General features: G+C 58.1%; 14 protein-coding genes and 4 pseudogenes. 5 read left to right on the forward strand and 13 right to left on the reverse strand.

The window, feature by feature from the left end:
- The first annotated feature begins 126 nt into the window (after positions 1–126).
- A complete protein-coding gene (locus HMPREF1257_RS09300; protein WP_023024270.1) occupies positions 127–1,365 on the forward strand; it encodes an IS256 family transposase in 1,239 nt (412 codons plus the stop codon).
- 289 nt (positions 1,366–1,654) lie between these two features.
- Positions 1,655–2,029 (forward strand): annotated as a pseudogene (locus tag HMPREF1257_RS09305) (transposase); the annotation flags it as partial.
- Between the two features lie 268 nt (positions 2,030–2,297).
- Here HMPREF1257_RS09305 and HMPREF1257_RS12530 read toward each other — a convergent pair.
- On the reverse strand, positions 2,298–2,471 hold the full coding sequence (locus HMPREF1257_RS12530; RefSeq protein ID WP_023024284.1) for a hypothetical protein: 174 nt from the start codon (positions 2,469–2,471) through the stop codon (positions 2,298–2,300).
- A 40-nt stretch (positions 2,472–2,511) separates the two neighbouring features.
- On the opposite strand from HMPREF1257_RS12530, the pseudogene HMPREF1257_RS11995 reads away from it, so the two are divergent.
- Positions 2,512–2,699, forward strand: a pseudogene (locus HMPREF1257_RS11995) (transposase); the annotation flags it as partial.
- Between the two features lie 406 nt (positions 2,700–3,105).
- Here HMPREF1257_RS11995 and HMPREF1257_RS09310 read toward each other — a convergent pair.
- The 6 genes from HMPREF1257_RS09310 to HMPREF1257_RS09335 all read right to left on the reverse strand — a co-directional run bounded on the left by HMPREF1257_RS09310 (position 3,106) and on the right by HMPREF1257_RS09335 (position 14,730).
- Complete coding sequence (locus HMPREF1257_RS09310) at positions 3,106–4,662, reverse strand: acyl-CoA carboxylase subunit beta (protein ID WP_023024286.1); 1,557 nt, start codon at positions 4,660–4,662, stop codon at positions 3,106–3,108.
- Positions 4,637–9,400 carry a type I polyketide synthase gene (locus tag HMPREF1257_RS09315; RefSeq protein WP_023024288.1) on the reverse strand — a complete coding sequence of 1,588 codons (4,764 nt, stop codon included), beginning with the start codon at positions 9,398–9,400 and terminating at the stop codon, positions 4,637–4,639. Before HMPREF1257_RS09315 ends, HMPREF1257_RS09310 begins: the two co-directional genes overlap by 26 nt.
- 90 nt (positions 9,401–9,490) lie before the next feature.
- Complete coding sequence (locus HMPREF1257_RS09320; protein ID WP_023024290.1) at positions 9,491–11,236, reverse strand: FadD32-like long-chain-fatty-acid--AMP ligase; 1,746 nt, start codon at positions 11,234–11,236, stop codon at positions 9,491–9,493.
- A 60-nt stretch (positions 11,237–11,296) separates the two neighbouring features.
- A complete protein-coding gene (locus tag HMPREF1257_RS09325; RefSeq protein ID WP_023024292.1) occupies positions 11,297–12,217 on the reverse strand; it encodes a cutinase family protein in 921 nt (306 codons plus the stop codon).
- 33 nt (positions 12,218–12,250) lie between these two features.
- A complete protein-coding gene (locus HMPREF1257_RS09330; RefSeq protein WP_023024294.1) occupies positions 12,251–12,778 on the reverse strand; it encodes a hypothetical protein in 528 nt (175 codons plus the stop codon).
- A gap of 2 nt (positions 12,779–12,780) precedes the next feature.
- Complete coding sequence (locus tag HMPREF1257_RS09335; RefSeq protein ID WP_023024295.1) at positions 12,781–14,730, reverse strand: alpha/beta hydrolase-fold protein; 1,950 nt, start codon at positions 14,728–14,730, stop codon at positions 12,781–12,783.
- Positions 14,731–15,054: 324 nt separating this feature from the next.
- Between HMPREF1257_RS09335 and HMPREF1257_RS09345 the strand changes: the two are divergent.
- Together HMPREF1257_RS09345 and HMPREF1257_RS09350 are read left to right on the forward strand one after the other, a co-directional pair.
- Positions 15,055–16,272, forward strand: a pseudogene (locus tag HMPREF1257_RS09345) (IS3 family transposase).
- Positions 16,273–16,365: 93 nt separating this feature from the next.
- Positions 16,366–17,190 carry a GDSL-type esterase/lipase family protein gene (locus HMPREF1257_RS09350; RefSeq protein ID WP_023024297.1) on the forward strand — a complete coding sequence of 275 codons (825 nt, stop codon included), beginning with the start codon at positions 16,366–16,368 and terminating at the stop codon, positions 17,188–17,190.
- A gap of 130 nt (positions 17,191–17,320) precedes the next feature.
- On the opposite strand, the pseudogene HMPREF1257_RS09355 reads toward HMPREF1257_RS09350, so the two are convergent.
- From HMPREF1257_RS09355 to HMPREF1257_RS09380, 6 genes and pseudogenes are all read right to left on the reverse strand, one after another.
- Positions 17,321–17,566: pseudogene (locus HMPREF1257_RS09355) on the reverse strand (IS3 family transposase); the annotation flags it as partial.
- Between the two features lie 239 nt (positions 17,567–17,805).
- Complete coding sequence (locus HMPREF1257_RS09360; RefSeq protein ID WP_023024303.1) at positions 17,806–18,840, reverse strand: alpha/beta hydrolase family protein; 1,035 nt, start codon at positions 18,838–18,840, stop codon at positions 17,806–17,808.
- A gap of 139 nt (positions 18,841–18,979) precedes the next feature.
- Entirely contained in the window at positions 18,980–20,674 is a 1,695-nt protein-coding gene (locus tag HMPREF1257_RS09365) for a hypothetical protein (RefSeq protein WP_023024306.1), read from the reverse strand.
- Between the two features lie 62 nt (positions 20,675–20,736).
- The gene (locus HMPREF1257_RS09370) at positions 20,737–21,717 is read right to left on the reverse strand and encodes a decaprenyl-phosphate phosphoribosyltransferase (RefSeq protein ID WP_023024308.1); all 981 of its coding nucleotides are present in this window, start codon (positions 21,715–21,717) and stop codon (positions 20,737–20,739) included.
- Complete coding sequence (locus tag HMPREF1257_RS09375) at positions 21,710–22,225, reverse strand: phosphatase PAP2 family protein (protein ID WP_023024310.1); 516 nt, start codon at positions 22,223–22,225, stop codon at positions 21,710–21,712. The genes HMPREF1257_RS09370 and HMPREF1257_RS09375 overlap by 8 nt, the downstream gene beginning before the upstream one ends.
- Positions 22,215–24,167 carry a glycosyltransferase gene (locus HMPREF1257_RS09380; RefSeq protein WP_023024313.1) on the reverse strand — a complete coding sequence of 651 codons (1,953 nt, stop codon included), beginning with the start codon at positions 24,165–24,167 and terminating at the stop codon, positions 22,215–22,217. The genes HMPREF1257_RS09375 and HMPREF1257_RS09380 overlap by 11 nt, the downstream gene beginning before the upstream one ends.
- Between the last annotated feature and the right edge of the window lie 89 nt (positions 24,168–24,256).

Genomic DNA, 24,256 nt, shown 5'->3' on the forward strand with positions numbered 1-24,256 from the left:
GGTTGCGTCCACTAGTGTGGTGTATCTGTAACCCGTGGTAAGCCTCGTGCCGGTGCACAATAAGGCGACCATCACGGGTACCTTTCGAATCAACTTCTACTTATCCTCGAAAGGAATGTAACCGCGATGGCCGCTAACCCCCATCATATCGATCCCACTGCGTATCTGGAAGAATTGCTCACCCAAGCCTCCCCAGACTTGATGCGCCAGATGCTGACAGACTTCATTAACCAGATACTTTCGGCCCAGGCTGACACTGTCTGCGGCGCTGATTACGCCACGGTATCTCCACAACGGACTAATACCCGCAATGGCTACCGCCACCGTCCCTTAGACACCAGGGTAGGAAGCATTGACGTTGCTATCCCGAAGCTACGTCACGGCGCATTCTTTCCCGACTGGCTCTTAGAAAGGCGCACCCGCACCGAAAGAGCCCTGACTACCGTGATAGCCACGTGTTATCTCAAAGGGGTCTCCACTAGACGCATGAATGATTTGGTGGCCACGCTGGGCATTAACAATCTGTCGAAATCACAAGTGTCTGACATGGCCAAAGAACTCGACGAGATGGTCGCTGACTTTAGAACCCGCCCACTGGATTCAGGGCCGTATTACTACCTGTCCTGTGACGCATTGACAATGAAAGTCCGCGAAGGCGGACGTGTCGTTAAAACCAGTGTGCTTATCGCTACCGGCGTTAACAAAGACGGCTACCGTGAACTACTAGGCATGCAGGTCGCAACATCAGAATCCGTGGAATCATGGACCGGATTCTTCCAAGACCTCAAAGCCCGTGGTCTTGGCGAAGTCTATCTCGTCACCAGCGATGCGCACCTAGGAATCCAAGCTGCTGTTGGTCAAGTACTACCTACAGCCAGCTGGCAACGCTGCCGGACACATTTTGCTAAGAACCTGTCCTCAAAAGTGTCAAAACGCCAGTGGACAACACTATCGGGAATGTTTCACTCCATCTTCCAGCAAACCGACGCGCAAGCTACCTGGGACCAAGCCCGCCAGGTCGTAGATTTCTGCACCGAGCGTTTTCCCGACGCAGCCGACTACCTGGAAGAATCATTAGATGAGATACTCGCGTTTACAGCCACGCCCAAAGCTGTATGGACGAAGGTATGGTCCAATAATCCAACAGAGCGTTTGAACCGTGAAATCAGGCGGCGTACCGACGTTGTAGGAATATTTCCCAACCGCGCAGCAGTCATCCGCCTCGTCGGCGCCGTACTAGCTGAACAGCATGACGATTGGATTCAGCAGAAACGTTATATGTCACTAGCAAGCTTGGAACACACCCGACGAGCTACCAATACCATCCACGCCAACGACGCAGACACCATCAAGGCAGCCTCCTAATGAACCAACATCAACCCCGAGACGGACCCCAACACCGCCCCTGACACTGTCCCCCCCCCGATCCACCGATTCAGAAAGGACAGATACACCACTCCACCGGACTTGACCATTCCGGCGCGATCGATCCGCTAGGGAGCAAGTGGACACCGCGACTTTGGGCGCATTTGTGCGCCAGCAGCGAAAGCATCGTGGGCTGACGCAGTTGGATGTCGCTGAGGGACCTGACCCCTGTTTGGTAGACACCTGATATCCAGCCCGGTTGGGTTGGGAAGAAAGGTAATCTACCACCATGCCTAGGTACTCCGAACAGTTCAAACGTGATGCTGTGGCCCTCTACGAAAACAATGAGGACCTCTCACTTCACGCGGCTTCAGCAGAGCTTGGAGTCAATCGTTCCTCACTTTATTCCTGGATCAAGCAGTACGGCACCGGCAAACGCGCCCGCACGAAGACCCTGCGTGACAAGGCCCAGGCGACGACTGATTCCGAACGGATCCGCCAGCTAGAAAAAGAAGTCTCTAAGCTGCGCGAAGAACGCGATATCCTGCGCAAGGCCGCGAAATATTTTGCCGAAGAGACACGCTGGTAATCCACTTCCAGTTTGTCTATGACCACCGAACCGAGTACTCGGCTCACACGGATGTGCCACGTGTTAAAGCTCAATGTGCCTGACCCCCGGAAAGTGGACGTATTGTTCTCTTAGACAGCCACACCATCGCGTGTGAACTGTTCCCAGTACGTAGACATGGTCGTAGATTACAATTGCGCCAAGCCGACTAGGCCGGTATCAGATGGCCACCAGACAGTGGTCATCTCCGAGGGCAGGAGAGCACGCGAATCCCCGCCAAACAACGCAAGAATAAACGATGACAAAACGTTTCGTCAGGATGCCGACATGGGGTTAGTGTCCGGCAGACAATTTTACTCGCCGATTATTCCTGATGCCTGTTTTTGATGCGGTTGACCAGTACTGCTCCAACTATGGTGAGCAGTATGAGGACGAAAAATCCGAGGATCGACTTGTTTGCGATGCCAACATAACTTGAAATTGCCAGCCCAAATAGTGCAACGACAATCGCATTAGGAGTTACTTTATGCCTGTTCATTAGTCCTCTTTCACACTTGAGCATTAAGTGAGCCTGACCCCCGACAGAACGCCTGAATCGGGAAATCCGGCGGCGTACCGACGCTGTAGGGATCTTCCTTACCGCAGGTCTGTGATCCGCCTGGTCGGCTCTGTGCTAGCCGAACAACATGATAATTGGATCCAGCAAAAGCGCTACATATCTGTCCTCGACTCAGAAAGAACAGATACACCACTTCTACGGACTTGACCATCCCCGCCACTGACAAGGCATCGAGGATGATTTTTACTCATCCTTTCATCGCGATCCGAACCGGCTAGCACAGCAGGAAGTTGTGTACGGTCTTTCCCAGTCAAAGACCGGTAATCATCGTAAAAGAGTGGAAAAGGACCAGTACCACCAGCCCAGACCCTCTAACGAGACATCCTCAATCACGCATCCTGCTGTTTAGCCTCGAAGCTTTAAATTTGTGCGAACGTTCTCAGCTTAGAACGGCACGTTAATTGGCAGGCCTGCTGCGAACTGGTTGTACGCCCAGTAAGCGTAGCCAATGATCTCACCAATCAGGTCGAGAGCGTAGAGCAAATTAAACAAGGGATTCTCCTTTAGCTGTCACGAAACTATTATTTAGGTATCGCAACAGCGCAGCACAGCGTTACATCGGCGCAATATTGTGCTTTTTAGGCAGGTCATGCGCCGACTTCGTAGCCAATTGCCGCAGCGCCTGGCGCAAGGCAATGCGCGACTGATTCGGTTGAATCATGGCATCGAGGTAGCCGCGTTCCGCTGCCACGTAGGGCGCAGTCATGGTCTCATCGTAGAAGTCCATGAACATCTTCTTGGTCATCTCGCGCTGCTCTGGGGTCTCGGCGGCCTCGAGCTGCTTGCCCGCGATCATGACCACGGCGGCGGCCGCGCCCATGACGGCGATCTGCGCGGTAGGCCACGCCAAGTTAATATCGCCGCTCAAGTTCTTCGACCCCATGACGGCATAGGCGCCGCCGTAGGCCTTGCGCACGATGAGCGAGACCTTCGGCACGGTCGCTTCCACGACGGCGAAGGCAAACTTCGCACCGCGGTGAATCAGGCCCACCTTCTCCTGTTCCACGCCCGGCAGGTAGCCGGGCGTATCGACGACAAAGACGAGAGGGACATTGTAGGCATCGCAGATGCGGATGAAGCGCGCGCCCTTATCGGCGGCATCGGCATCGATGCAGCCGGCCAAATGCATAGGATTATTAGCCACAAAGCCCACCGTTTTGCCGTCGATGCGACCAAAGGCGGTGATCATATTCGGCGCGAAGTTTTCTTGGATTTCGATGAGCTCATCGTCATCGCCAAGCTGGGTGAGCAGATCCATCATGTCGTAGCCGGCATTAGTGTCATCCGGCATAAAGGAATTTAGGTCCTCGTCTTCGGTGATTTCGGCATCAGAAGGCGCAGGGAAGGTCGGCGACTCATCAAAGCAAGTCAACGGCAAATGATCCAAAATATCGCGGACCATGTCAAAGGCGTCTTCTTCAGAATCCACCACCGCGGAGACGTTGCCGTTGAGCTCCTGCTGGCGGGCGCCGCCGAGTTCAGCGGAGGTGACGTCTTCACCGGTAACCTCACGGATGACGTTGGGACCGGTGACATACATTTCCGCTTCCTCATCCACCGCGATGACAAAGTCAGTGGTCACCGGCGCGTAGACCGCGCCGCCGGCGGATTTACCCATCATGATGGAAATCTGCGGGCTGCGGCCAGATAGCGGCAACTGGCGGCGGGCAATTTCGGAATACATGGCCAACGAGGTCACCGCATCTTGGATGCGGGCGCCACCGGAATCTTGGATGCCAATGACTGGGCAGCCAATCTTGATGGCCATATCCATGATCTCGGTGACCTTCTTGCCAAAGGTCACGCCCACGGAACCGCCGTAGACCGTCTTATCGTGGGCATAGATGCACACGGGCCGGCCGGATACGCGGCCATAGCCTGTGACCACGCCATCGGAATAAATGGCTTCCGGGTCACCCGGGGTCTTACCCAAGGAGCCGGTTTCCACGAAAGAACCTTCATCCAAGAGCTCGTTGATGCGTTGGCGAGGGGTGGTACGGCCCGCCTCGTCGCGGCGTGTGCGGGAGCGATCGCTGCCTGGATCTTGCGCCTCTTCTAGGCGCTTGCGCAGGTCAGCGAGTTTCTCAGCGGTTGTTTGCTTGGCCGCCACGTATCTTCTCCTCGATCCAATCGTTCATATGCTTGCCCACGGTGCCAATAGCTGGCTCGTCCGGCACTGCCAAGTGATCACCAGGCAGCTGCACAATTTCTAGATCCTTAACGATAGCGCCCCAGCCGCCATCCGGATCAATCTCAGCGTAGCGCGGCTCCAGCTCCACCGCACCGTCATGCATCCGCTCCGAGCGGAAGAGCAACACGGCAACGCTGACCTCGGCCCAGCGGTGGAAGTCGATCTTGGCCAAAATCTGGTTATCCACGAAGGACGCGCGCTGGTGCTCCAAGACACCGGCGGATAGGCCGTGTTCGGACGCATCCGTCGTGGCCAAGAATTCCGCCAGCATGGTCATCAGGGCATCCTCGCCCATGGTTTCCAGCATCTCGTACGGCGGCTCGAAATCTAGGCCATAGGTCTTTTTGGCAAAAGCGGCGTAGCGCTCCCACCGCGCGCGGGTTTCTTCCGGCGTATCCGGTGCCGGGTGGGCAGGCTGCGTGGTATCGAGCAAGGCTATAAACGCGACCTCCACACTGTCCTCACCGCGCTTGCTGCGCTCGGCCAGCTGGTAAGCCACCTCATATGCCAAGGCGCCGCCAAAGGACCAACCACCGAGGACGATCTTGCGGCCGCGCGCATAACGAATAATGTCCTCGATATAAGCAGCGGCTCGCTCTTCTAAGGAGCCTTCAATCCTTTCGACGCCATAGACAGCGACATCCGCTGGCAGCCGGCGGGTCAGCGGCTGGTAGACCACCGTGGTTCCACCGGCCGGGTGAAACATGAATACGGCGGGACCATCGGCCTCGCGCAGGACGCGAATATTGCCTTCCACCTCGGTCTCAAGGCCCTCGCGGACCAAGTCAGCCAAGGTTTCCAATACCTCAGCATCGAGGACCTGCTGCGGGGTGACATCGATATGGGCGCGGTCGCGCAGCCGCTCAGCAATCTGTGCGGCCATCTCCGCAGAGATTTCCGGAAGCGGCGAAGTCACTCCCGCCGGGGCCTTGCCGGTAATGCTTGCCCACGTGCCAAAGACCATGCGCTCAGAAGCATCGCGCGGGGCAACGCCCACGCCCTTCTCCGCTGCCTCCGCAGCCTCGCTTGCTGCGGGCGCTGCGGGCTCTGAAACCGGTGCAACATCGCCGCCGCTGTTATCACTGTTATCGACGTGTCCGCCGGCAACGGCCTCTTCGACCATGGTGATGACGTCTGCCAAGGAGGCATCGCGAAGCGCCTGCACTTGCAACGGTGGAATCTGGAAGTCATTTTCCACGCGGTTTTTAATGCGCATGCCCATCAAGGAATCCAGGCCCAGGTCAATCAGTGGCAGCTCGCGCGGCAGATCCGAGACGTCATAGCCCATGGATTCGGACACGATAAGCGCCAGGCGGTCCTCGACGGTCTCTTGCCGCGGATCCCAGCGCACCGCATCTACGCCCGCCTCATCGACAGCCGTTTCTGGGGTGGTGTTGCTCTCTGGCACCGCTGCAACCCCAGGGATCGCACCCGCACCCAAGTCCAGGCCGGAGGCAAAACCTTCCGCCAAGAGCTCAGTGCGCGTGTCCTGCACGCTATAGACGGCAATGGACATGCCGCCGATGGACGTGGTGACGACGGTGGTAATTTCCCCGTACGGCGGGAGATCGCGGTGTTCCTCCGCGGCCACGATGTGTGCCCCAGGCTGTACCGCTTCTGCGGCGGCCTCCACGATGGCCAGCGCGGACGGGGCTTGGTCAGCGTTGGTGGAAAAGGCCACCTTGCCCTCCGGCAAGTTCACGCGGGTGCCGGGCAGCCCGGAGACCCCGGCCGAAGGCCGCGCATTGGTCCAAAAACGCTGGCGGTTGAACTGCGTGTACGGTGCTTCCGCATGCGCGCCCAAGCCCAATACGGCGGCGAAATTAACCGGAGTTCCCGTTACGTAGAGCTTGCTCAACAGATCCAACAAGGACTCGGTGGGGTCCACCTTGCGCTTTAAGCTATACAGCAATTGCGCATCGGCCTTGCCCACGGCAAACGCGGTAGACATAAGCCCCATGAGCGCCACCGGGTTGGGCGAAATCTCCACCAGCTGGGTGTGCCCTGCGGCAAAGGCCTGTTCCGTAGCGTCCTGCAAATACACCGGGTAGCGGGTCATGCGCAGCCAGTAATCCTCATCGTGGACGGTGGTGCCGGGGCGGTAGACCTCACCCTTATCCACGGAGGAAAAGAGCGTTGTGTGCAGCGGGTGGGCCTCCATGCCGGCGATGGCCGCTTCGAGTTCGCCCAAAATCGGGTCGACGGCAGAGGTATGCCCCGCGGCCTTCACGTTGAGCGCGCGGGCGAATTTGCCTTCCCCATCGAGTTTTTCCACCAGCTCCAGTACCGCCTGGCGCGGGCCACCCACGGTGGTCATGCCGGGGCCGGTATAGACGGCTGGCTCAATGGATGCATCGAGGGCGGCAATGTCCTCGGCAGACAGCTCGACGACTGCCATGGCTCCTTGCTCGGCATCGCTTAGCGATGCCTCTCCCTCACCCATCAAGCGCGCGCGGTGGCAGGCAATAATCATCGCATCCTGCGCGGAAATGCCACCTGCGGCATAGGCCGCAGCGATTTCACCCATGGACATGCCCATAACGCCCGCCGGGCGCACGCCGAAGGAGGCCAATAGGTCCGTCAACGCGATCTGGATGGCGGTGATGGCAACCTGCGCCGTTTCCGTGTCATAGGTTTGGGAATCGTCTTTAACGATGTCCAGGATGGACCAGCCCGACTCGAAATCCACGATGGCATCGAGTTCTTTCAGCCGCTCGCTAAACAGCGGTGAGAGGGCGATCATGTCCTTCGCCATCTTGCGGTGTTGCGAGCCAAAGCCGGAATACACGAAGACCGGCCCCTGCACCTGCGGGGAATCCGCCGCGGCGATGCCGACAGACACCTTGCCCTCGGCCACCTGGCGCAGGCGCTTAATGGCCTCTTCAATGGAGCTGGCCATGACGACGGCGCGCGAGCGCGCGTGGTTGCGGCGCGCGACCGTGCGCGCTACATCGGCTAAGTCTGGTTGTTCTGCCTCTAAGAAATCCGCGAGCAGGCTCGCCGCACGCGCGCGGCGAGAGGGCAAGAGGCCAGAGACCGGCAACGCCACCGTGTCGGTGGATAGCTGCGGCTCGCTGGTGCGCGGGGTGCCCTGGTAATCCGTCAATACGACGTGGGCATTCGTGCCGCCAAAGCCAAAGCCCGATACGCCGGCCACCTTTTTCCCGGAGTATTCCGGCCACTCGCGCGGATCTTCAACGACCTCGAGGCGCTCGCCCACGAAATCGATGTAGCGATTGGGCCCGGAGTAATTGATATTTGCCGGGATAATATCGTGCCGCATGGCTTCGATGACCTTGATAAGGCCCACGACGCCCGCGGCGGATTCGGAGTGGCCAATATTGGTCTTGGCAGAGCCCAAGAGCACCGGCGATTCAATCCCGCGCCCAGCACCCAGCACGCGACCAAGCGCGCTGGCCTCAATGGGATCGCCCAAGATGGTGCCCGTACCGTGAGCCTCCACATAATCCACGTCCTCGGGCGCCACGCCCGCATCCGCGTAGGCGCGGCGCAGTACGTCTTCTTGCGCTTCTGGGTTAGGCGCGGTCAGGCCATTCGAGTGGCCATCGGAATTGACGGCAGAGCCCTTGAGGACGGCTAGGACTTCATCGCCATCGGCTTCTGCATCCTCCAGGCGCTTAAGTACCAGCACACCGGCGGCATCGGCACGCACGATGCCATCGGCGTCATCAGAAAAAGCATGAATGGCGCTGGTAGGAGAGGTCACGCCAAGCTCCGAAAAAGCGGTGGAGGCGTGCGGGGCGGCCAAGATATTCACGCCACCCGCCAGTGCTACATCGGCGGCACCGGTGCGCAGATCCTTGATGGCATGATCGACCGCAACCAAGGAAGACGAGCAAGCCGTATCCACATTGATGGAGGGGCCGCGGAAATCCAGGGCATAGGAAATGCGATTGGCAACGACTGCCGAGGAATTACCCGTGAGCGCATAAGGATGCATCTCCGTGGGATCGGCGGTAATCAGCATGCCGTAATCATTATTGGTCGAGCCCATGTACACGCCCGTGTGCGTGCCGCGCAGCTCATTGGCGGGAAGGCCAGCGTTTTCCAGCGCGTGCCATACCAACTCGAGCAGGATGCGCTGCTGCGGATCCATATTCGCGGCCTCCAACGGCGACAGGCCGAAGAACTCCGCATCAAAAGATGCAACATCGTCGATATAACCGCCATCGGTATTGTGCTGCGCGATCTTCTCGCTCATTACCGGGTCGGCGCTGTACTCAGACCACCGCCCCACCGGCAGCGGACCAGTGCCCGCGCGCGATTCTGCGAGCATGGTCCAGAACTCCGGCACATCTTTAGCGCCTGGGAAACGACCGGACAAGCCGATAACCGCAATATCTGACCCCTGCGCGGCGCGAGTTGTGCGCTGCACACGCGGTACATCGTCGCGGCGCCCCGCAGGCTCAGTAAGCAGGCGATTGGCTAGGAGCTCAATCGTGGGATACTCATACGCCACCGTGGCATCGAGCCGCGTGCCTAAAAGATTTTCTAATTCACCCGACAGCACCACGGCATCTCGAGAGGAAAGACCATAGTTTTCCAGTGGGGTGGAATCTAAAATCTCTGTGGCGGCAACGCCCGTGGCCTGGGATACCCAGTCACGCAGCCATGCACGAAGTTGCTCGATGGTCATAAACCGTCTTTCCTAGTGGGGTTAATAGAACGACAAATACCTATATCGCTCTATTTTGTCACCTCGTTAACTTAACGTCCGAATCCGGCTTTAAGCTTGGTAGTCCTTTTTTGCTGCGCGGCGGGCAATCTTGTGCGAGGAGGTGCGCTTAATTTCGCCCGGCGCCTTCCACACGATATCGCTCGGGGTAATGCCGTGATTCTTTGTTACGGCCGTGCGAATGACCTCGCTGGCTGCGGCGTCACCGGACGGATCCGCGTTATCGGCGCGCTCCACCAAGAGCACCAAGGACTCTGAATTCTCGCCCTCCACGGCAAAGGCGGCGATGGAATCTGGGCGCACGTGCGCGGATGCCTCCTGCACGGTGCCTTCAATATCTTGCGGGTAATGATTACGCCCGGCGATGACGATGAGATCCTTGAGGCGCCCGGTGATATACAGCTCGTCCTCAATGATGGTGGCGAGATCGCCGGTGGCCATCCACCAGTCATCTTCTGGCAGGCCATCCTGGATGCGCTCGCCCAGGGTATTGCGGAAGGCAGCCGCGGTTTCTTCCGGGCGGTTGAGATAGCCAGTTGCCATATTTTGTCCATGCACCCAGATTTCACCGATGGTGCCCTCTGGGACCTCGGCCTTGGTTTCAGGATCTACGATGGCCAAGTGCTGGAACGAGACGCCCTGGCCATTCGAGGCGAAGGCCACCGTTGCAGCGGACTTTTCTTCAATAACAGCGTGCCCGTCCGCCAGTTTTTCGCGGTTGAAGTGGGAAATGACGGGGCGTTTTTCACCCTGCGCGGTAGCAACGATGAGGGTTGCTTCCGCCAAACCATAGGAGGGACGCAGCACGGAACGCTCGATGCTGAAGGTATCGAGGAATTTCTGCACCGCTGGTTCCGTCACCGGTTCGGAACCAATGAGGATGCCATCAACGTTGGAGAAATCCGCGTCCTTGCCGTAGCGCGCGGCCAATTCCAGGGCGAAATTGGGCACGGCGGTATAGGTATTCTTCTCTTCACCCGGCTGGCGGCTGATGCGCTCAACCCACCGGTTGGGATGTTGGATGAAGTCGCGCGGGGTCATCATGTCCAATTCGATGCCCAGAATCGTGGCGAATAACGCCAGGATGATGCCCATATCGTGGTGCATCGGCAGCCACGAGACCACGCGCGGTGGGAACTGTAGGTTTACGGCCCGAAAGATCTGCAGCACATTCACCAAAATCGCGCGGTTGCTGAGCTCCACGCCGGCGGGGGTGCGGGTGGAACCAGAGGTGTACTGCAAGAAGGCGGTGGACTCCACTCCCTCTCCAGCGACCGGCTTCCACGACGCTGCCAAGGAGTCAGGCAGCGCATTGATGGAGATGACGCGCGGGCGCTCCCGCTCGGTGGAGAAATAGGCGCGCACCGCCGCAGCCGATACGCGGTTGGTCAACACGATGGGGGGCTCGCAGTCAGCAAAGACCGCTTTGAGGTGATCCGCATGCCCCGGCTCATTCGGATCATAGAGCGGGATCGGGGTCATGCCCGCATACAGCGCACCCAAGAAACCAAAGAGGTACTCAGGGGAGTTGCCCGCCAGAATGGCCACGCGGGTGCCGGGTTCTGCAACTTGTTGCAGGCGCGCTGCCACCACTTTGATCCGGGTATTGATCTCTTGGCGGCTGAGCTCACGGACGGTGTCTTCCTCACCGTAGAGCCACTGGCGCATGACTATCTGCGAGGTATCCGCGTCTGCTTCGTAGAGGGTCTCGGTCAGGCCTGCCAAGGTGAGCTCTGTGGGGAGGGCGATATTGCCCTCGGCGTCAAAAAACTTCCCCATGAGTTGCTGTAAATCCATCGATTCTCCTTTAGTAAATGCTTTTGTCTTAAAAAATTATCGATGCTGTAGCGCCTCATGTTACACGGCGTCAATGACCTGGTGTGCCCAATCCACAACCCACTGATTTGCGGTAGTCCCATCAATCACACCGTCGTTGCTGGCGTATTGCGCGTGCACTCCATTGGCCCCGATCAAATCCTTGGCGCGTTCCAGACCATTGCCCACGCCGGTGGGTGCATCACACACGGAGTCATCGGGGGCACAAATCTGGAAGGTCCTATCCGCGAGCTCACCGAAGCCGTGCGGGCGCGCGCCGCGCATAGTCGCTCCGGGCACGATGGGCTGAACGAGTCCGGAGACAGGTTCCAAGGCAATCTCGGCACCGATTCCGCCGAGCTCGTGTCCCGGATTTTGGCCCACGCCGTTTTCACGCCGGCCGTCTGCGATCAACGCCACGCCCGCGATATTCTCTGCGGGGATTGCGCCTTCGCCACCACCAATGTCATCGGCCACATCGCCGGCGATGACCGCGCCTTGAGAAAAACCGCTCAAAATAAACTTGGTCTGCGGGCAGCTTTCATGCATGCCGCGCAGCTCCTCATTCATCTTCGCAGTGCCCTCATTGCGGGAATCGTCGTAGCTCATTTCCTCCTGCGCATTGATATTTTTAAATTGCGCAGTATAAGGAAGGGTCCACACCTTTACATCATCCCCGTAGGCCTCCTGCAACGGCTGCGTAATAGACAGCATGAACGAGCGCGGATTAGCAGAAGGGTTGAGGGGATCATCGTCGGCGGCGGATTCCCAGGTACCTGGCGCAGAAATGAACTCCACACTCGGGCACCACTCCGGCTGGGATTCCTCCGGTGGTGCCGCGGAGTCTGGCTCCTCGGGAGCGCTAGGTCCCGCCGAGTCCGAGTTCGTGAGGTAATGCGCCGCCCCCGCGCCGATAACGACGAGAAGGACGAGGACGGCAACGACGGTTATGATTTTTCGCATGAACTAGTTGTACCCGGAAAACCTCAAAGAAAGCTAGCAAAGAGCTGAACGTGCATTGTCCTGGAGTAGCTTTGTGAGCTCGTCAAAGTCCATGTCAGTGCGTTGCTGCTCAATCAGTTGTCCGGCCACCGCAGGAATGGTGATGTCATCCTCGCCGCAAGCGCCCTGGCCGGCGCCGAGGAGCTGATCTTCTACCCCTTCGACATTCACGCCGGAATCCTTTAACGAATCCAAGTACGCAGTCTCTTCCTTGGGCAGCTGCGCGGAGGGGATCTCTGAAATCTCGCGCGCACCGCGATCCTCTGGGGAGTTCGCTGAACGAGACCCATTCGTCGGCTCCGCGGATTCCTTGGAACCGTCCTTGGGTTCGGATGGCTCCTGCGAGGAGGAAGCGCTGCTGGATGCGGACTCGCTACTACTCGTGGTCGATTCTTCGGAGGTTTTTTCGCGCGACAGCGGCGCCACCGAGGTGTCATTGCCGGAGTCACTATCCACGGTGGCAGAGTCACACCCTGCCAATCCGAGGCATAAGACCGCTCCTACGAGGGCTAATTTACGCATGCTTACTTCTTTTCAGTCTGTACGCGGCCCATGACTTCACTGATCGTCCCGTGCTGGAACTCCTGCTTCAATCCACCAGCGGCGATTTCGGAGTAATCAGAAGTGGGCCAGCCAAACTCGCCTTGCTCCCAGCCCTTCTTACCCCATTCATCCATAATGGCGCCCTTCAAAATGTAGTGCGCGCCGGATTCTGGGGACCAGTAGATGGAGCCATGTTCAAACTCCTGGAAGAAGCCGCCCTCTACCTTCTTCTCACCGTCCGTGGGGAAGCCCAGTGGGGAGTCAGCGCCACCCATGTCCTTGTACTTTTTGCCAATGGCACCAAAGGAGACCTGGTTCTTGCCGTCCGGGTTGCGGGTCAGAATGCCACCTTGGAATTCCTGGACAAGGCCATCGCCCACCTTCTTTACCGGGCCAGTCGGGAACTTCAGATCGCCGCCTTCGTAGCCCTTCTCGCCCCACTTCTTGTACATGTCACCGGTAATTTCCCAGGCGCCGGTCTCTGGGCTCCAGTAAATGGAACCGTGTTCAAAACGCACGAGGCGTCCCTTGCCATCCATCGTCTTAGTTTCACCGGTCTTAGGGAAGCCCAACCAGGAGGTGGGGCCACCGATTTCCGCATAGCGGGCGCCGATGCGGCCGTACAGGGCGTGCGCACCATTCTCCGGGGACCAGTACGCCGTACCGGTTTCGAAGTCTTGTGCCTTGCCCTTACCGGCAACATCATATTCGTTATTCAGGCAGGAACCGAGTATGCCTTCTTTGGTGGCCTTGGCGATATCGCCTTCGGTATTACAATCCGCACCGCGGTCAGCCTTGTCAAGGTCGAGGGCATCAGCAATGTGCGGCCATGCATTTTGCATCTCAAATTGCCAGTATTCCCAGCTGTGCACGCCGGAGGGCCGGAATTCCACTACTGGTTCCACATTGGCGCGCTTCGCGTAATCCACGAAGGTCTGGGTGGACATCCGAGAGATAACTTCCAGCCCCATGCCGGCCAGACTTGCCTGTCCCTTGGCCACCGAGTCTTCCTGGCCAAAGTCGTCCTTGCCGTTACCAGCAGAGACATAGACCTGCATGTCCTTGAGGTTTTCGATGCCCAGCTTCGGATCGTGGTCGATCCAATCCTGCGAGCCGGGCTCGCCCCACATCTTGCGGGAATCGTAGCCGCCAGCATCGCGCTGCGCAGCCATGATGGCCTGTGGCATGCCACGGGTAGTCATATCGAGGTAGCCGGAGAACGAACCCACGAAATCAAACAAGTGCGGGTTACGCTCCGCCAAGTTGACCGCTGCGGTACCGCCCATGGACAGCCCAGTCACCGCGCGCTTCTGGTTGGAGCGGTATTCATGATCCAAAATTGGCACCAATTCCTTGGTAAGGAAAGTCTCCCACTTGTAGTTCTTTCCCGCATCCGGCTGCTGCCAGTCGGAGTAGAAGGAAGATTCGCCGCCCACCGGCATGATGAGGTTGACGTTGCGATCCGCATACTGGTTGAGGATATTGGTCTCAATGGTCCAGCCGGACTCGTCATCGCGGGCGCGCAGGCCATCAAGTGCCCATACCTCTGGGAACTTCTTCTCCGGCTGCGAATACCAGTCGCGCGCGAGCTGGATCTGCACCTTCTGCTCGTGATCCGGCATGGCTGCGGACTGGATATAAACCATCAGGTGACGGTTGGACAGGTACTCCACACGGTTGATCTTTACGCCACCCGGCAGCCCCTCCACCTGTGGGTATTCGGTCTCCACTGGGGTACGGGCCGGCGGATCCTTAGGCGCAAAGTGATCAGACAGGCTGCTGCCGTTGCCTGGCTGAGCGGAGCTCATGTCACCAAGAGAGCTTTGGGCGGTGGCGTTGGGCAGCAGGGCAAGTCCAACGGCAATGGCGGTCGGCATGGCTGCTACCGCGAGCCCCTTACGGACCTTGCCCGGGGAAGTGTTTTTGCGCATAGGTAAACGTCCTTGAAGATTTACCGCGGCCGCATTCCGAAGGTTCCCCTCCTCCGGACTGCTACCTGCGGCGTGAGCTGTCTATTGTGCGCTTAAGTTTAAGTTGAACTTGAAGCTTTGGAAAGGCTGACACGCCGTGCAAAGTTATATCACCATTTATCTCGATGCAGAGGCTGTCCCCCGGAATCGCCCAATAAGCAATCTCCCAGCTTAACCACAGACTGGACTCTCACCAAGAAACCACTAAGATAACCACAGCATGCATGAGGTTACCCTCGTTTAGTGGACACCCTATTTGTGCGGATTTTGTGTCCGTAAGAGAGGATGTTCATTGTGAGTCAACAACGCCAGAAATACACGCCGGAGTACCGGCGTGAAGCCGCAAACCTAGTAATCGAGTCAGAACGCCCGATTGCTCATGTAGCGAAAGAAATTGGTGTCGCACCTGGCCTTTTAGGTCGGTGGGTGAAAAATGAGCGTCAACGCCGAGGATCCTCTGATGGGCTAAGCGAGGCTGATCTTCGTGCTGAGAACGCTCGTCTGCGTCGTGAGCTGGCAGAAGCCAAGATGGATAACGAGTTTTTGTCAAAAGCGACAGCCTTCTTCGCCGCAAAGCAACGCGATCAGAAAAGTTCGAATTAATGCAGCAGGAGAAGGCGAATTTCAGTATCAAGCGCATGGCACGCCTTTTGAAGGTATCTCGGTCTGGATACTACAAATGGGCCCATATGCAGCAGCAACGCTTATCCGGTAAGGATGATCGTGCAGCATTTTACGATGATGTTGATCGCAAGATTCATCAGATCTGGAAAAGACTCCAACGAGGTCTACGGTGCCCCGCGAATCACCGCAGAACTAGGTGAGCGCTACCAGATTGTTCTTAACCGCAAGACTGTGGCTAAGCGGATGCGCCTGATGGGAATTGAAGGAATTTCACCGCGTGCCTTCGTCCCAGCGACAACGATTCAATCTAAACGTAAGTCGAGTCTTCCTGACCTGGTAAAGCGCATGTTTGATACCGGCGAGCTCAATCGAGTATGGATGTCAGACATTACCTACCTGCGAACCGGCGAGGGTTGGTTGTACTTATGCGCAGTTCGCGATGGTCATTCCCGCAGGGTGCTGGGCTGGGCTATGGATAGCGTGCAAGATACATTCCTGGTCGAACGAGCACTGCGGATGGCACATACACTGCGTGGTGACGTTCCTGACGGGCTGGTGTTTCACGCCGACCGGGGAACACAATTTACCAGCGAGCAGCTCTGGGAGGTGTGCCGCAACCTAGGTGTTGCTCAGTCTGTGGGGCGTACTGGGGTGTGTTTCGATAATGCGATGGCTGAGTCGTTCTGGTCGACGCTTAAGACCGAGTTCTACGACCGGAAGCGCTGGCCAACCCGCGATGCTGCGCGTCAGGCCGTTGCCTACTGGATTGAAGCCGTCTACAACCGTCGGCGCCGGCACTCCGCACTCGGGATGGTCAGCCCCGTCGATTTCGAGAACCACACCAGCCTAACCACCAGCAGAAAAGAAATAGCTGCCTAACCACTAGGTAGCTCCACTACGTGTCCACGATTTGCGGGCAACCCCATGCACAAAAGTGCACCCTGTAAACATCCCCTACCCAAAGCGAAAGATATGAAAAACATAAAGACCAAAATCACCGCCGGACTCATCGCCCTCACCACAAGCCTCACCATGGCCCAGACTGCAAATGCGGACCAAGGCAAGGAAATGGTCACCTTCGGCGATTCCTTCACCGCCAACGGCGGCGCACCAGGAGACCGAGGATCAGCCTCTCCATATAAGCGCCCCTTCCACCCCTGCTTCAACGACAAACACAACTGGGCGCACCAAACCGCCAACAACCTCGACCACAACCTCGCCGACTACTCCTGCAACGGAACCAGCGTCTGGATCAACCAATACGTCGACGACGCCATCGAAAAAGGCAACATCGGCCAAGACACCAAAGAAGTAGTGTTCATGTACGGCGGTCTCCAGCAAGGAACCTACTTCGATGCCCTAGCCAACGCCACCCTCCCCGACGTTCCCAAAGCCTCCACCTACCGCGGACTACTAGACTTCCAATTCAACAAAATTCGTAAAGCCGCACCCAACGCCCGCATCACCATGGTCAATTACGTCCCAATGACCGTCAACGACACCCTGTGCGTTGTAAACCACGACCAGCTGCAGCTCCCAGTAACTATCCCGGGCGCAACAATCGCAGAAGACGAATTCAACCGCGAAATCGGACGCGCAGCACACGACCTCGGAGTCAACTTCATCAACCTCCACGACCAAGCAAAGACCCACGACCCCTGCCAACCAGACACCAACCAGCGATGGGCCACGCTCGTGCAGACCCCAACCGCCCCATCCGTCATGCCACTACACCCAACAGACGTAGGACACGACGGAATGACCCAAATCATTACCCGAGAACTCCAAAACCACTAACCAAAGCACGAACCCGCAACACCACCGAAAACGCCATGAACTAGTCCCCAAGAGTTAGACGGGTTTAATTCAAGAAGGTTTGGGGAGCAAGGGCCTGACTCCGATATTGCATCGGGGTCAGGCCCTTAAGTCATTGTTGGGTGCGTTCGGTGTTGTACCACTGGATGTAATCTTCGATCGCCTGGGTGAACTCCTCGACGGTGCTGAAGTCTTCTCCGTGGTATGTCTCGCTTTTCAGGTGACCGAAAGCGTTCTCTATTACTGCGTTGTCGTAGCAGTTGGCTGTACGCGACATCGACTGAACGCCGCCGTTGTCGTGGATCAATGTCCGCCAGGTTGAATGCTGGTATTGGAAGCCTTCATCTGTATTTTTCAGCTAGGCATTTTCGGCCGGCAACAGTTCGTTTTTGCGACGCTGTTTGTCTCCTTCAGTAAGCCCCTCCGGCTTGGTGCCCCTGCCCTGTTCGAAACGCTCCACCATTTGCTCGCGCTGCGTTTCACTTAGCGAACTTCATAGTCCCAAAGAAAAATGCTCCCCACTAGTTGGTAGCTGATTTCTCAGTCCAACTACTGGGGAGCAGTTCAAACGGCGCGGGGATAGTCCGTTAGTGAGCCTTACCAGGCATTCAAAGCGTTGAGAACGCGTGGCTTGGAAGCATTGAGCTGGTAGTCCCATTGGTACCAGTTATGCAAGCCCTCGGCCGGGTAGCTCACCGTTGGGTTCAGACCCTGCAGTCGAGCGGCGCCTTCCCAAGCGCGGGTGGTCAGCTGAGAACCAACCTCCAGTGCGACACCCGGTGCTTGGAACTTCGGTGGGAGGGTTTCCTTATCCAATTGACCCGGCATACCGGATGCGGCTGAAATATAAACATCGGTACCACCATCGCGCAGCTGCGGAATCAGCATGAGCGGGTCATTCTGGAAACGCCTTGGGTTAAATAGGGAACCGTACATGGCGTTGACATTGAACCCGCCTACATCCAGCATGGCCAAACGAAGGACAGTCTGGGCACCTGGAACCGTCATAGTCAAGTAACCAGAGTAGGACAGTACCTGCTTGAACTGGTCAGTGTGCTTAGCAGCCAAAGTCATGGCGGAACCGGCACCCATGGAGAGGCCAGCGATCGCATTGTTGTTGCGGGCCACGCCAAAGTTCTGCTCGAGGTAGGCAGGAAGCTCCTGGGTAAGGAAGGTCTCCCACTTGTAGTTAACCGGATCGTTCGGATCATACTTGCCCGGTGCCTGCCAGTCGGCATAGAAAGAAGACTCGCCACCTGCCGGCATCACGAGGGTGAGGTTGCTGTCCGAGTAGGTCTTTGCGGCATTAACCTCGCTATGCGGGCTAACCCAGCCGCTGGTTGCGTAGGTAGCGCGCATGCCATCCAATAGGTAGAAACCAGCGTTGCCGCCATTCTTTGCGGACTGAATCTGTACCGGGATATTACGGTTCATGGACGGGGACCAGACATCACAGCGCTGAACCCAAAATGCAACTGGGTCCCATTCACAGGTGCCAGTATTATCCGGACGCAGCCAATCGCGGTTTCCCGCGTGTGCCTGCTGCGTGCCGCCTGCCACTACGGCGAGGCCAAGCGCTACGGCCACCGCCATGATGACCGATAGGACGCGTCCCCTCAAAGATGCAGTCATCTTTCTCCTCCACAAAGTACTCAATTATTGTTCTTTGGCTTTATCGCTGGGAACCTGTGAATCGTTAACACCCCTCAGCGAAAACCTCACTGAAAGGCAGTGTAGTTCACTCACAGGCTTTTTGCCTCATTATCAACCATCATTGCAGGTAATCCCCCGGATCGGAGGAAAAGGTTAGGGTCCTTCCCTCTGTCAGGGAAAATTTAATATTTTCTAAGAATCGGCCCCAGGTTAGCGGTTGCCTATAGGTGGCAAAGAGTTTCTGGAAATTGGCATCATTAAGCGCAGTGCGTGCTTGCCACGCGGAATCTTTATCCTGCCCCAGCAATAGGGAGTCAATATCCACTGCAGAATCGGCAATCTGCCACGCCACACCAAGGCTCTTATCATGGCCAATGCGCCCGCCCTCGATGCGGGGCTGGCGCGCTGCTAGGGGATTACTGAGCCCAATTTCATCGAGCACGCGCACCTCAAGCGGGGCATTCATAGAAGTAAGACCGAGGCTAAGAAAATACACAGTGGGAGGATCGGAGCGTTCCGGATCCGCGGGCACCGTCGTCCACGATGGCTGGCCCCCTTCCTTGATATAGCGGAAGGTCATGGCATCGCCGGCTGCCAAGTCCTGCACCGCTTTTTCGTAGTCATTCATCAAATCCATACCCAGGAAATCCTCGGCCCGGCGAGGTGGTTCCTGCCGGTTGGTGATATCGGTCCAATAGTCCCGCTCATCCACAACAGTAAGCTTCCCCGCGTACGCAGCGCGGTCTACCGGGTGGCCATGCACGACAATAACGAGAGCCCACACCGCAGAGAATACGGCAGCCCACCAGGTTCGTAAATTAACTACGAAGATGGGCAGGAGCGCGGCAAAAAGCGGAAGCAGCAACATGCGTCCATGCATAAAATCGCCGCCCACGTGCACAACATACAAGGCATGCAAAAGCGCAGCGCCCAAGAATATATAAACCACAGTCTGCAGCGAGCGCAGCGCCGGCGGGCGAAAATTGGCTTTCCATAGCGCCGCCACTGCCAGCACGATGAGTGGGAGGTACAGCGCGTAGGGCACCATAAAGTCACCCAGATACGCAAACCCTTTGCCCCACGCGGAACCGGCCGCGGATTTCGCAACGGCGGTATGAGGCGTAAGCAGGCCGTAGTAGCCCATGCGGAAGACTTGATACCCCAGGGGCAGGGGCAAGGCGGCAGCGATAACCTTCCACGAACGCGTGCTCACTATGAGTACAACGCCAACCAAGCCGCCATACAGGGCGAGCTCAGGGCGAATGAGCCAGGACAGCCCCGCCCAGAATGCCAACCCATACACGAGAGGATCGGGCGGCAATTCTTGTCGCGGTCGCGCCCATGAAATCAGCATCCACCACAAGACGGCCAAGTAGAAAAGACACAGGCTCCATTCCAAGCCGGAGGTAAAAAAGTCCCGTGCCGGTGGCAGGGCCAGATACACCAAGGCACCAGCGGGAAGAACAATTCCCTTGTGCATGCTTGCCGATGCCCACGTGCCCACCACCATCGCCGCAACCGCCAGGATAAGCCCGAGGTAGATGGCGATCGTTTCGAGCTCAGCACCGCTTACCCACCGCGCCACAAAGATGAGGTATTGCCAGACCGTGGAGGTATTGGCCTCGACGCGCTCGCCCACATTGAACACAGGCTCGTTGCCGGCCTCTAAGTTGCGGACGGTGCGCAGGACGATGAGTCCATCATCGGCGATCCAGCGGCGGGCAAAGCCACCCCACAAAGAAAAAACACCGATAATAAGAACCGAGGCGGGTACGCTCCAACGTACGATTCTCTTGTTACCGGTGTTAACCACGTGGGGTGAGTATATCAGGTCCCTCAAGATCTTCTAGTTCAACACGTCTATGCCACCGCTGCTTAGACCAATGGCATGATGTAGACGGCCATGGCGATGCAGGCCAGCCAAGCGATGGCGAGGATCTGCAGGGTGCGGTCCCCCAACGCGATTTCTTCCGGCGCACCACCTTGGCCGCGGTCCACGTCGGCGGCATAGCGCAGGATGGCGATGGTAAACGGCACCATGGAAATCTGGTACCACACACCACCAGAGGTTGCGGCATTAGCCAGTTCAAAGCCCCACAGGGAGTAGAAGACCACCACGGCGGTGGCCGCTAGCGTCCAGACAAAGCGCAAGTAGGTCGGCGTATAGCCCTGCAAGGATTTGCGAATCTTCGCACCGGTCTTTTCCACCAGTAGGATTTCGGCATAGCGCTTACCGGAGGCCATAAACAGCGAGCCAAAGGCAGCAACCAGCAAGAACCACTGCGAAAGCTCAATATCGGCGGCCACGCCGCCGGCCATGGTGCGCAGCATGAATCCGGAGGACACCAGCGCAATATCGATGACCGGAATATGCTTCCAGCCAAAGCAATAGCCCAGCTGCAGGGCGATATAAACCGCCATGACGATGGCTAGCTCTAGTCCAGCGGTGGCCAAAAAAGACAGCCCGATGGACAGGCCAACGAGCACCACAGCCATGACATAGGCCACCTTGATGGGCAGCACGCCCGAGGCAATCGGGCGGAAGCGCTTGGTCGGGTGCTCCTGGTCCTCGCGCCAATCCTTGGCGTCATTAATCAGGTAGATGGAAGAAGCGCCGAGGCAGAAGACGATGAAGGCTAGGAGGACATCGACAAGCACGCGCCCGTGAAAGAGCGAGTCCGCACCGGCCGCAGCGGGCGCGGCCAGCACGAGAATGTTTTTTACCCATTGCTTCGGGCGCAGGGCCTTGACCATGCCATCGGCCAAATTCTTCGGCGGCTTGCGCTTGCGTCCGGTATCGACGCCGGACGTATGCGGCTCCGAATGGAGAAAGTGCTGGTTGCCGTCCTCACTCATGCGTCTTTCCCTTCGTCATTGCCCGCGCGGTAGCAGCGCCAATGGCTGCGCCCGCAACGGTATCGGTTGGATAGTGCACCCCGAGCACCATACGCGATGCCATCATCACCGGCACTCCCACAAGCGGTGCCTTGGACCCCGTCAGGCGGGATAGGCCCACCAAAAAGGCCGTGGTGGAGGTGGCATGCGAGGACGGGAAGGATAGGCGCGAGGGGGTTTTGACCCCAACGCGCACGTAGGAATAATCGGGCCGCTTGCGCCGGACGATGCGCTTGAGCACCACGCTTGCCGCATGCGCGGTAAACGCCGCGGCACCGATCCGAATCCACTCCTCCCGGCGTTGCTTGTCCAAACTGGCCCCAAGTGCCGCGCCACCCATCCAGCCCAGGGCGTGCTCGCCCAAGTGGCTTAATCCGCGGGCGGCGGGCAGCACTCCCGGCACGTCAAAGGCGGCGTTCTGGATGGACTCCAAGACGTGGGATTCTGCGATGGAAAGCTTATTGGGCATCAAAAACCTTCTTCCAGGAGGACCGCGCGGTCAATTCCGGCAACGCGGCGCGGTATTGTGCCCGCAGGTCATCGAAGTTCTCTTCGATTTCTTTCAGCAGGCTGCGGGTTTCAACGATAAGCTCCTTGGCCAAATCGCGGTCGCGCTTGCGGAAGGCCACGCCCGTGCCGCCGGCCGTGGAAACGGTGGCGGAGTCAACGCGGGAAAGGGTAAACCAGCGCGCCTCGTCCGGGGTGAGGTTCAGCTGTGGCGCCGCGTGATGCGCGGGATCCTCCTTGCTCAGCAGGTGCTTAAGCCCCTTTGCTGCCCACGGCAGCTTCTTGACCTTGGCCAAGCGCCCGCCCACATTGCGGGTGGGAACGCCCGGCGCGCCGGTCGGCGCCGGCAGCTGGTCTGCGGATTCGATGATGACCGCATCCGAGTAGTTCTTGCGGATCTCCGCGATGCGCGGCAGCGAGGTATCCAAGATATCGAAGAGGTGGTCCGGTCCCGCCAGGAAGTCCTTCATGGCCTCAATTTGGATGGCCATGGTGGAGTATTCCATGCACATGGTGTGCTTGAGCGTGGACTTAAAGATGGACTTGGTAATGCCAGATACTGCGCCATCGTGGTACAGCGAGGCCACGATCAAGCGGTTGCGCAGGTGGAAATAGGCCTGCCAGTCAATGGCATCGTCCTTATCCGCCCAAGCCATGTGCCAGATGGCCGCGCCCGGCCAGGTCACCGTGGAGAAGCCATTGCGGGCGGCGCGCAGGGAGTACTCGGTATCGTCCCACTTGATAAACAGCGGCAGTGGCTGACCGTTGGTCTCTGCCACCACGCGCGGGAAGAGGCACATCCACCAGCCGTTATATTCCACGTCCACGCGGCGGTGCAGCGCGCGAGAATCGTACTTCTTTGGATCCACATGGGTTTCTGGCGTGCCAATGGCGCGCAGCGGGTACTTGGCAAAGTCGTGGTCATACACGGCATGCGGCGCGGCGCCCCACATGAAATCGGAGCGGTTGACCTGCTCACCGGTGGTGCGCAGCTGGGAGCGTTCCTGCAGGTTGAGCATCTGCCCGCCAACGATGATCGGCTTTTCCGCATAGCGTGCGGCTTGCACCGCGCGCAGCACGGAGTCCGGTTCGATGGCAATGTCATCGTCCATATACAAGATGAAGGGCGAATCCGTATTCTCCAGCGCCTCGTACATAATGCGGGAATAGCCGCCGGAGCCGCCCAGGTTGCCCTGACGGAATTCGCGGAAACGCTCGCCAAAGTGGGCCACCGCCTCGTCGTAACCCGGCTCATCGGCCGGGTGCTGGTTGCCTTGGTCCGGCATGAGGACGAAGTCAATGATCTCATCCACCACGGGATCTTCTGCCAGGGCCTGCAGGGCAGCGACGGCATCGGTGGGGCGGTTGAAGGTGGGAATACCGACGGCGACGCGCTTTTCGGAAGGGGCGAGCTCGGTGCCATCGGGAAGCGTTTGCGCCGCTGGGGCCTGCGGGGAGCACCAGGCTGCATCCGACACCGTGGTTTCCTTTTCCGCGGTGATATCGAACCACAGCCAGCCGCCGTCCTCGAAGTTTTTCAGCGGCAGCTCAAACTCGTGGTGGCCGGTGCCCACGAGGTGGTTGGCCACGGAGATGCGCTGGCCATCCTGCTTGGAACGGTACAAAGAAACGTTGGCCTGACCCTCGATCTCCAGGCTTAAAACCACCGAGCGCAATTGCGACCAGCGGCGCCAGTAGGAGGCTGGGAAGGCGTTGAAGTAGGTTTCAAAGGAGGCTTCCTCGCCGGCCGGGATGGTCACGGCGGTGCGGTTTGTCCAGCTCAAGCGCTCGCGGTTTTGCTCCGCCTCGATGAGGTAGAGCATGCGTACATCAAAGGGTTCGCCGCGCTTGGGCAGCAAGATTCGCTGCAGGGGCTCATAGGCCGAGGTGTTGTTGGCAGTCACGATTGCTTCGATTCTCCAAACGATTCAAACAGTAGTCAGCGACCTAGCGTAGTTGCTTTCGCGCGCCTGCTCGGGTTTACACGCGGACA

Source organism: Corynebacterium sp. KPL1814 (assembly GCF_000478175.1).
GTDB lineage: Bacteria > Actinomycetota > Actinomycetes > Mycobacteriales > Mycobacteriaceae > Corynebacterium.

Excerpts from the sequence above, each read along its gene's own strand:
- HMPREF1257_RS09300 (WP_023024270.1), top strand. The coding sequence starts at position 127 with ATGGCCGCTAACCCCCATCATATCGATCCCACTGCGTATCTGGAAGAA.
- HMPREF1257_RS12530 (WP_023024284.1), bottom strand. The coding sequence starts at position 2,471 with ATGAACAGGCATAAAGTAACTCCTAATGCGATTGTCGTTGCACTATTT.
- HMPREF1257_RS09315 (WP_023024288.1), bottom strand. The coding sequence starts at position 9,400 with ATGACCATCGAGCAACTTCGTGCATGGCTGCGTGACTGGGTATCCCAG.
- HMPREF1257_RS09320 (WP_023024290.1), bottom strand. The coding sequence starts at position 11,236 with ATGGATTTACAGCAACTCATGGGGAAGTTTTTTGACGCCGAGGGCAAT.
- HMPREF1257_RS09325 (WP_023024292.1), bottom strand. The coding sequence starts at position 12,217 with ATGCGAAAAATCATAACCGTCGTTGCCGTCCTCGTCCTTCTCGTCGTT.
- HMPREF1257_RS09330 (WP_023024294.1), bottom strand. The coding sequence starts at position 12,778 with ATGCGTAAATTAGCCCTCGTAGGAGCGGTCTTATGCCTCGGATTGGCA.
- HMPREF1257_RS09335 (WP_023024295.1), bottom strand. The coding sequence starts at position 14,730 with ATGCGCAAAAACACTTCCCCGGGCAAGGTCCGTAAGGGGCTCGCGGTA.
- HMPREF1257_RS09350 (WP_023024297.1), top strand. The coding sequence starts at position 16,366 with ATGAAAAACATAAAGACCAAAATCACCGCCGGACTCATCGCCCTCACC.
- HMPREF1257_RS09360 (WP_023024303.1), bottom strand. The coding sequence starts at position 18,840 with ATGACTGCATCTTTGAGGGGACGCGTCCTATCGGTCATCATGGCGGTG.
- HMPREF1257_RS09370 (WP_023024308.1), bottom strand. The coding sequence starts at position 21,717 with ATGAGTGAGGACGGCAACCAGCACTTTCTCCATTCGGAGCCGCATACG.
- HMPREF1257_RS09375 (WP_023024310.1), bottom strand. The coding sequence starts at position 22,225 with ATGCCCAATAAGCTTTCCATCGCAGAATCCCACGTCTTGGAGTCCATC.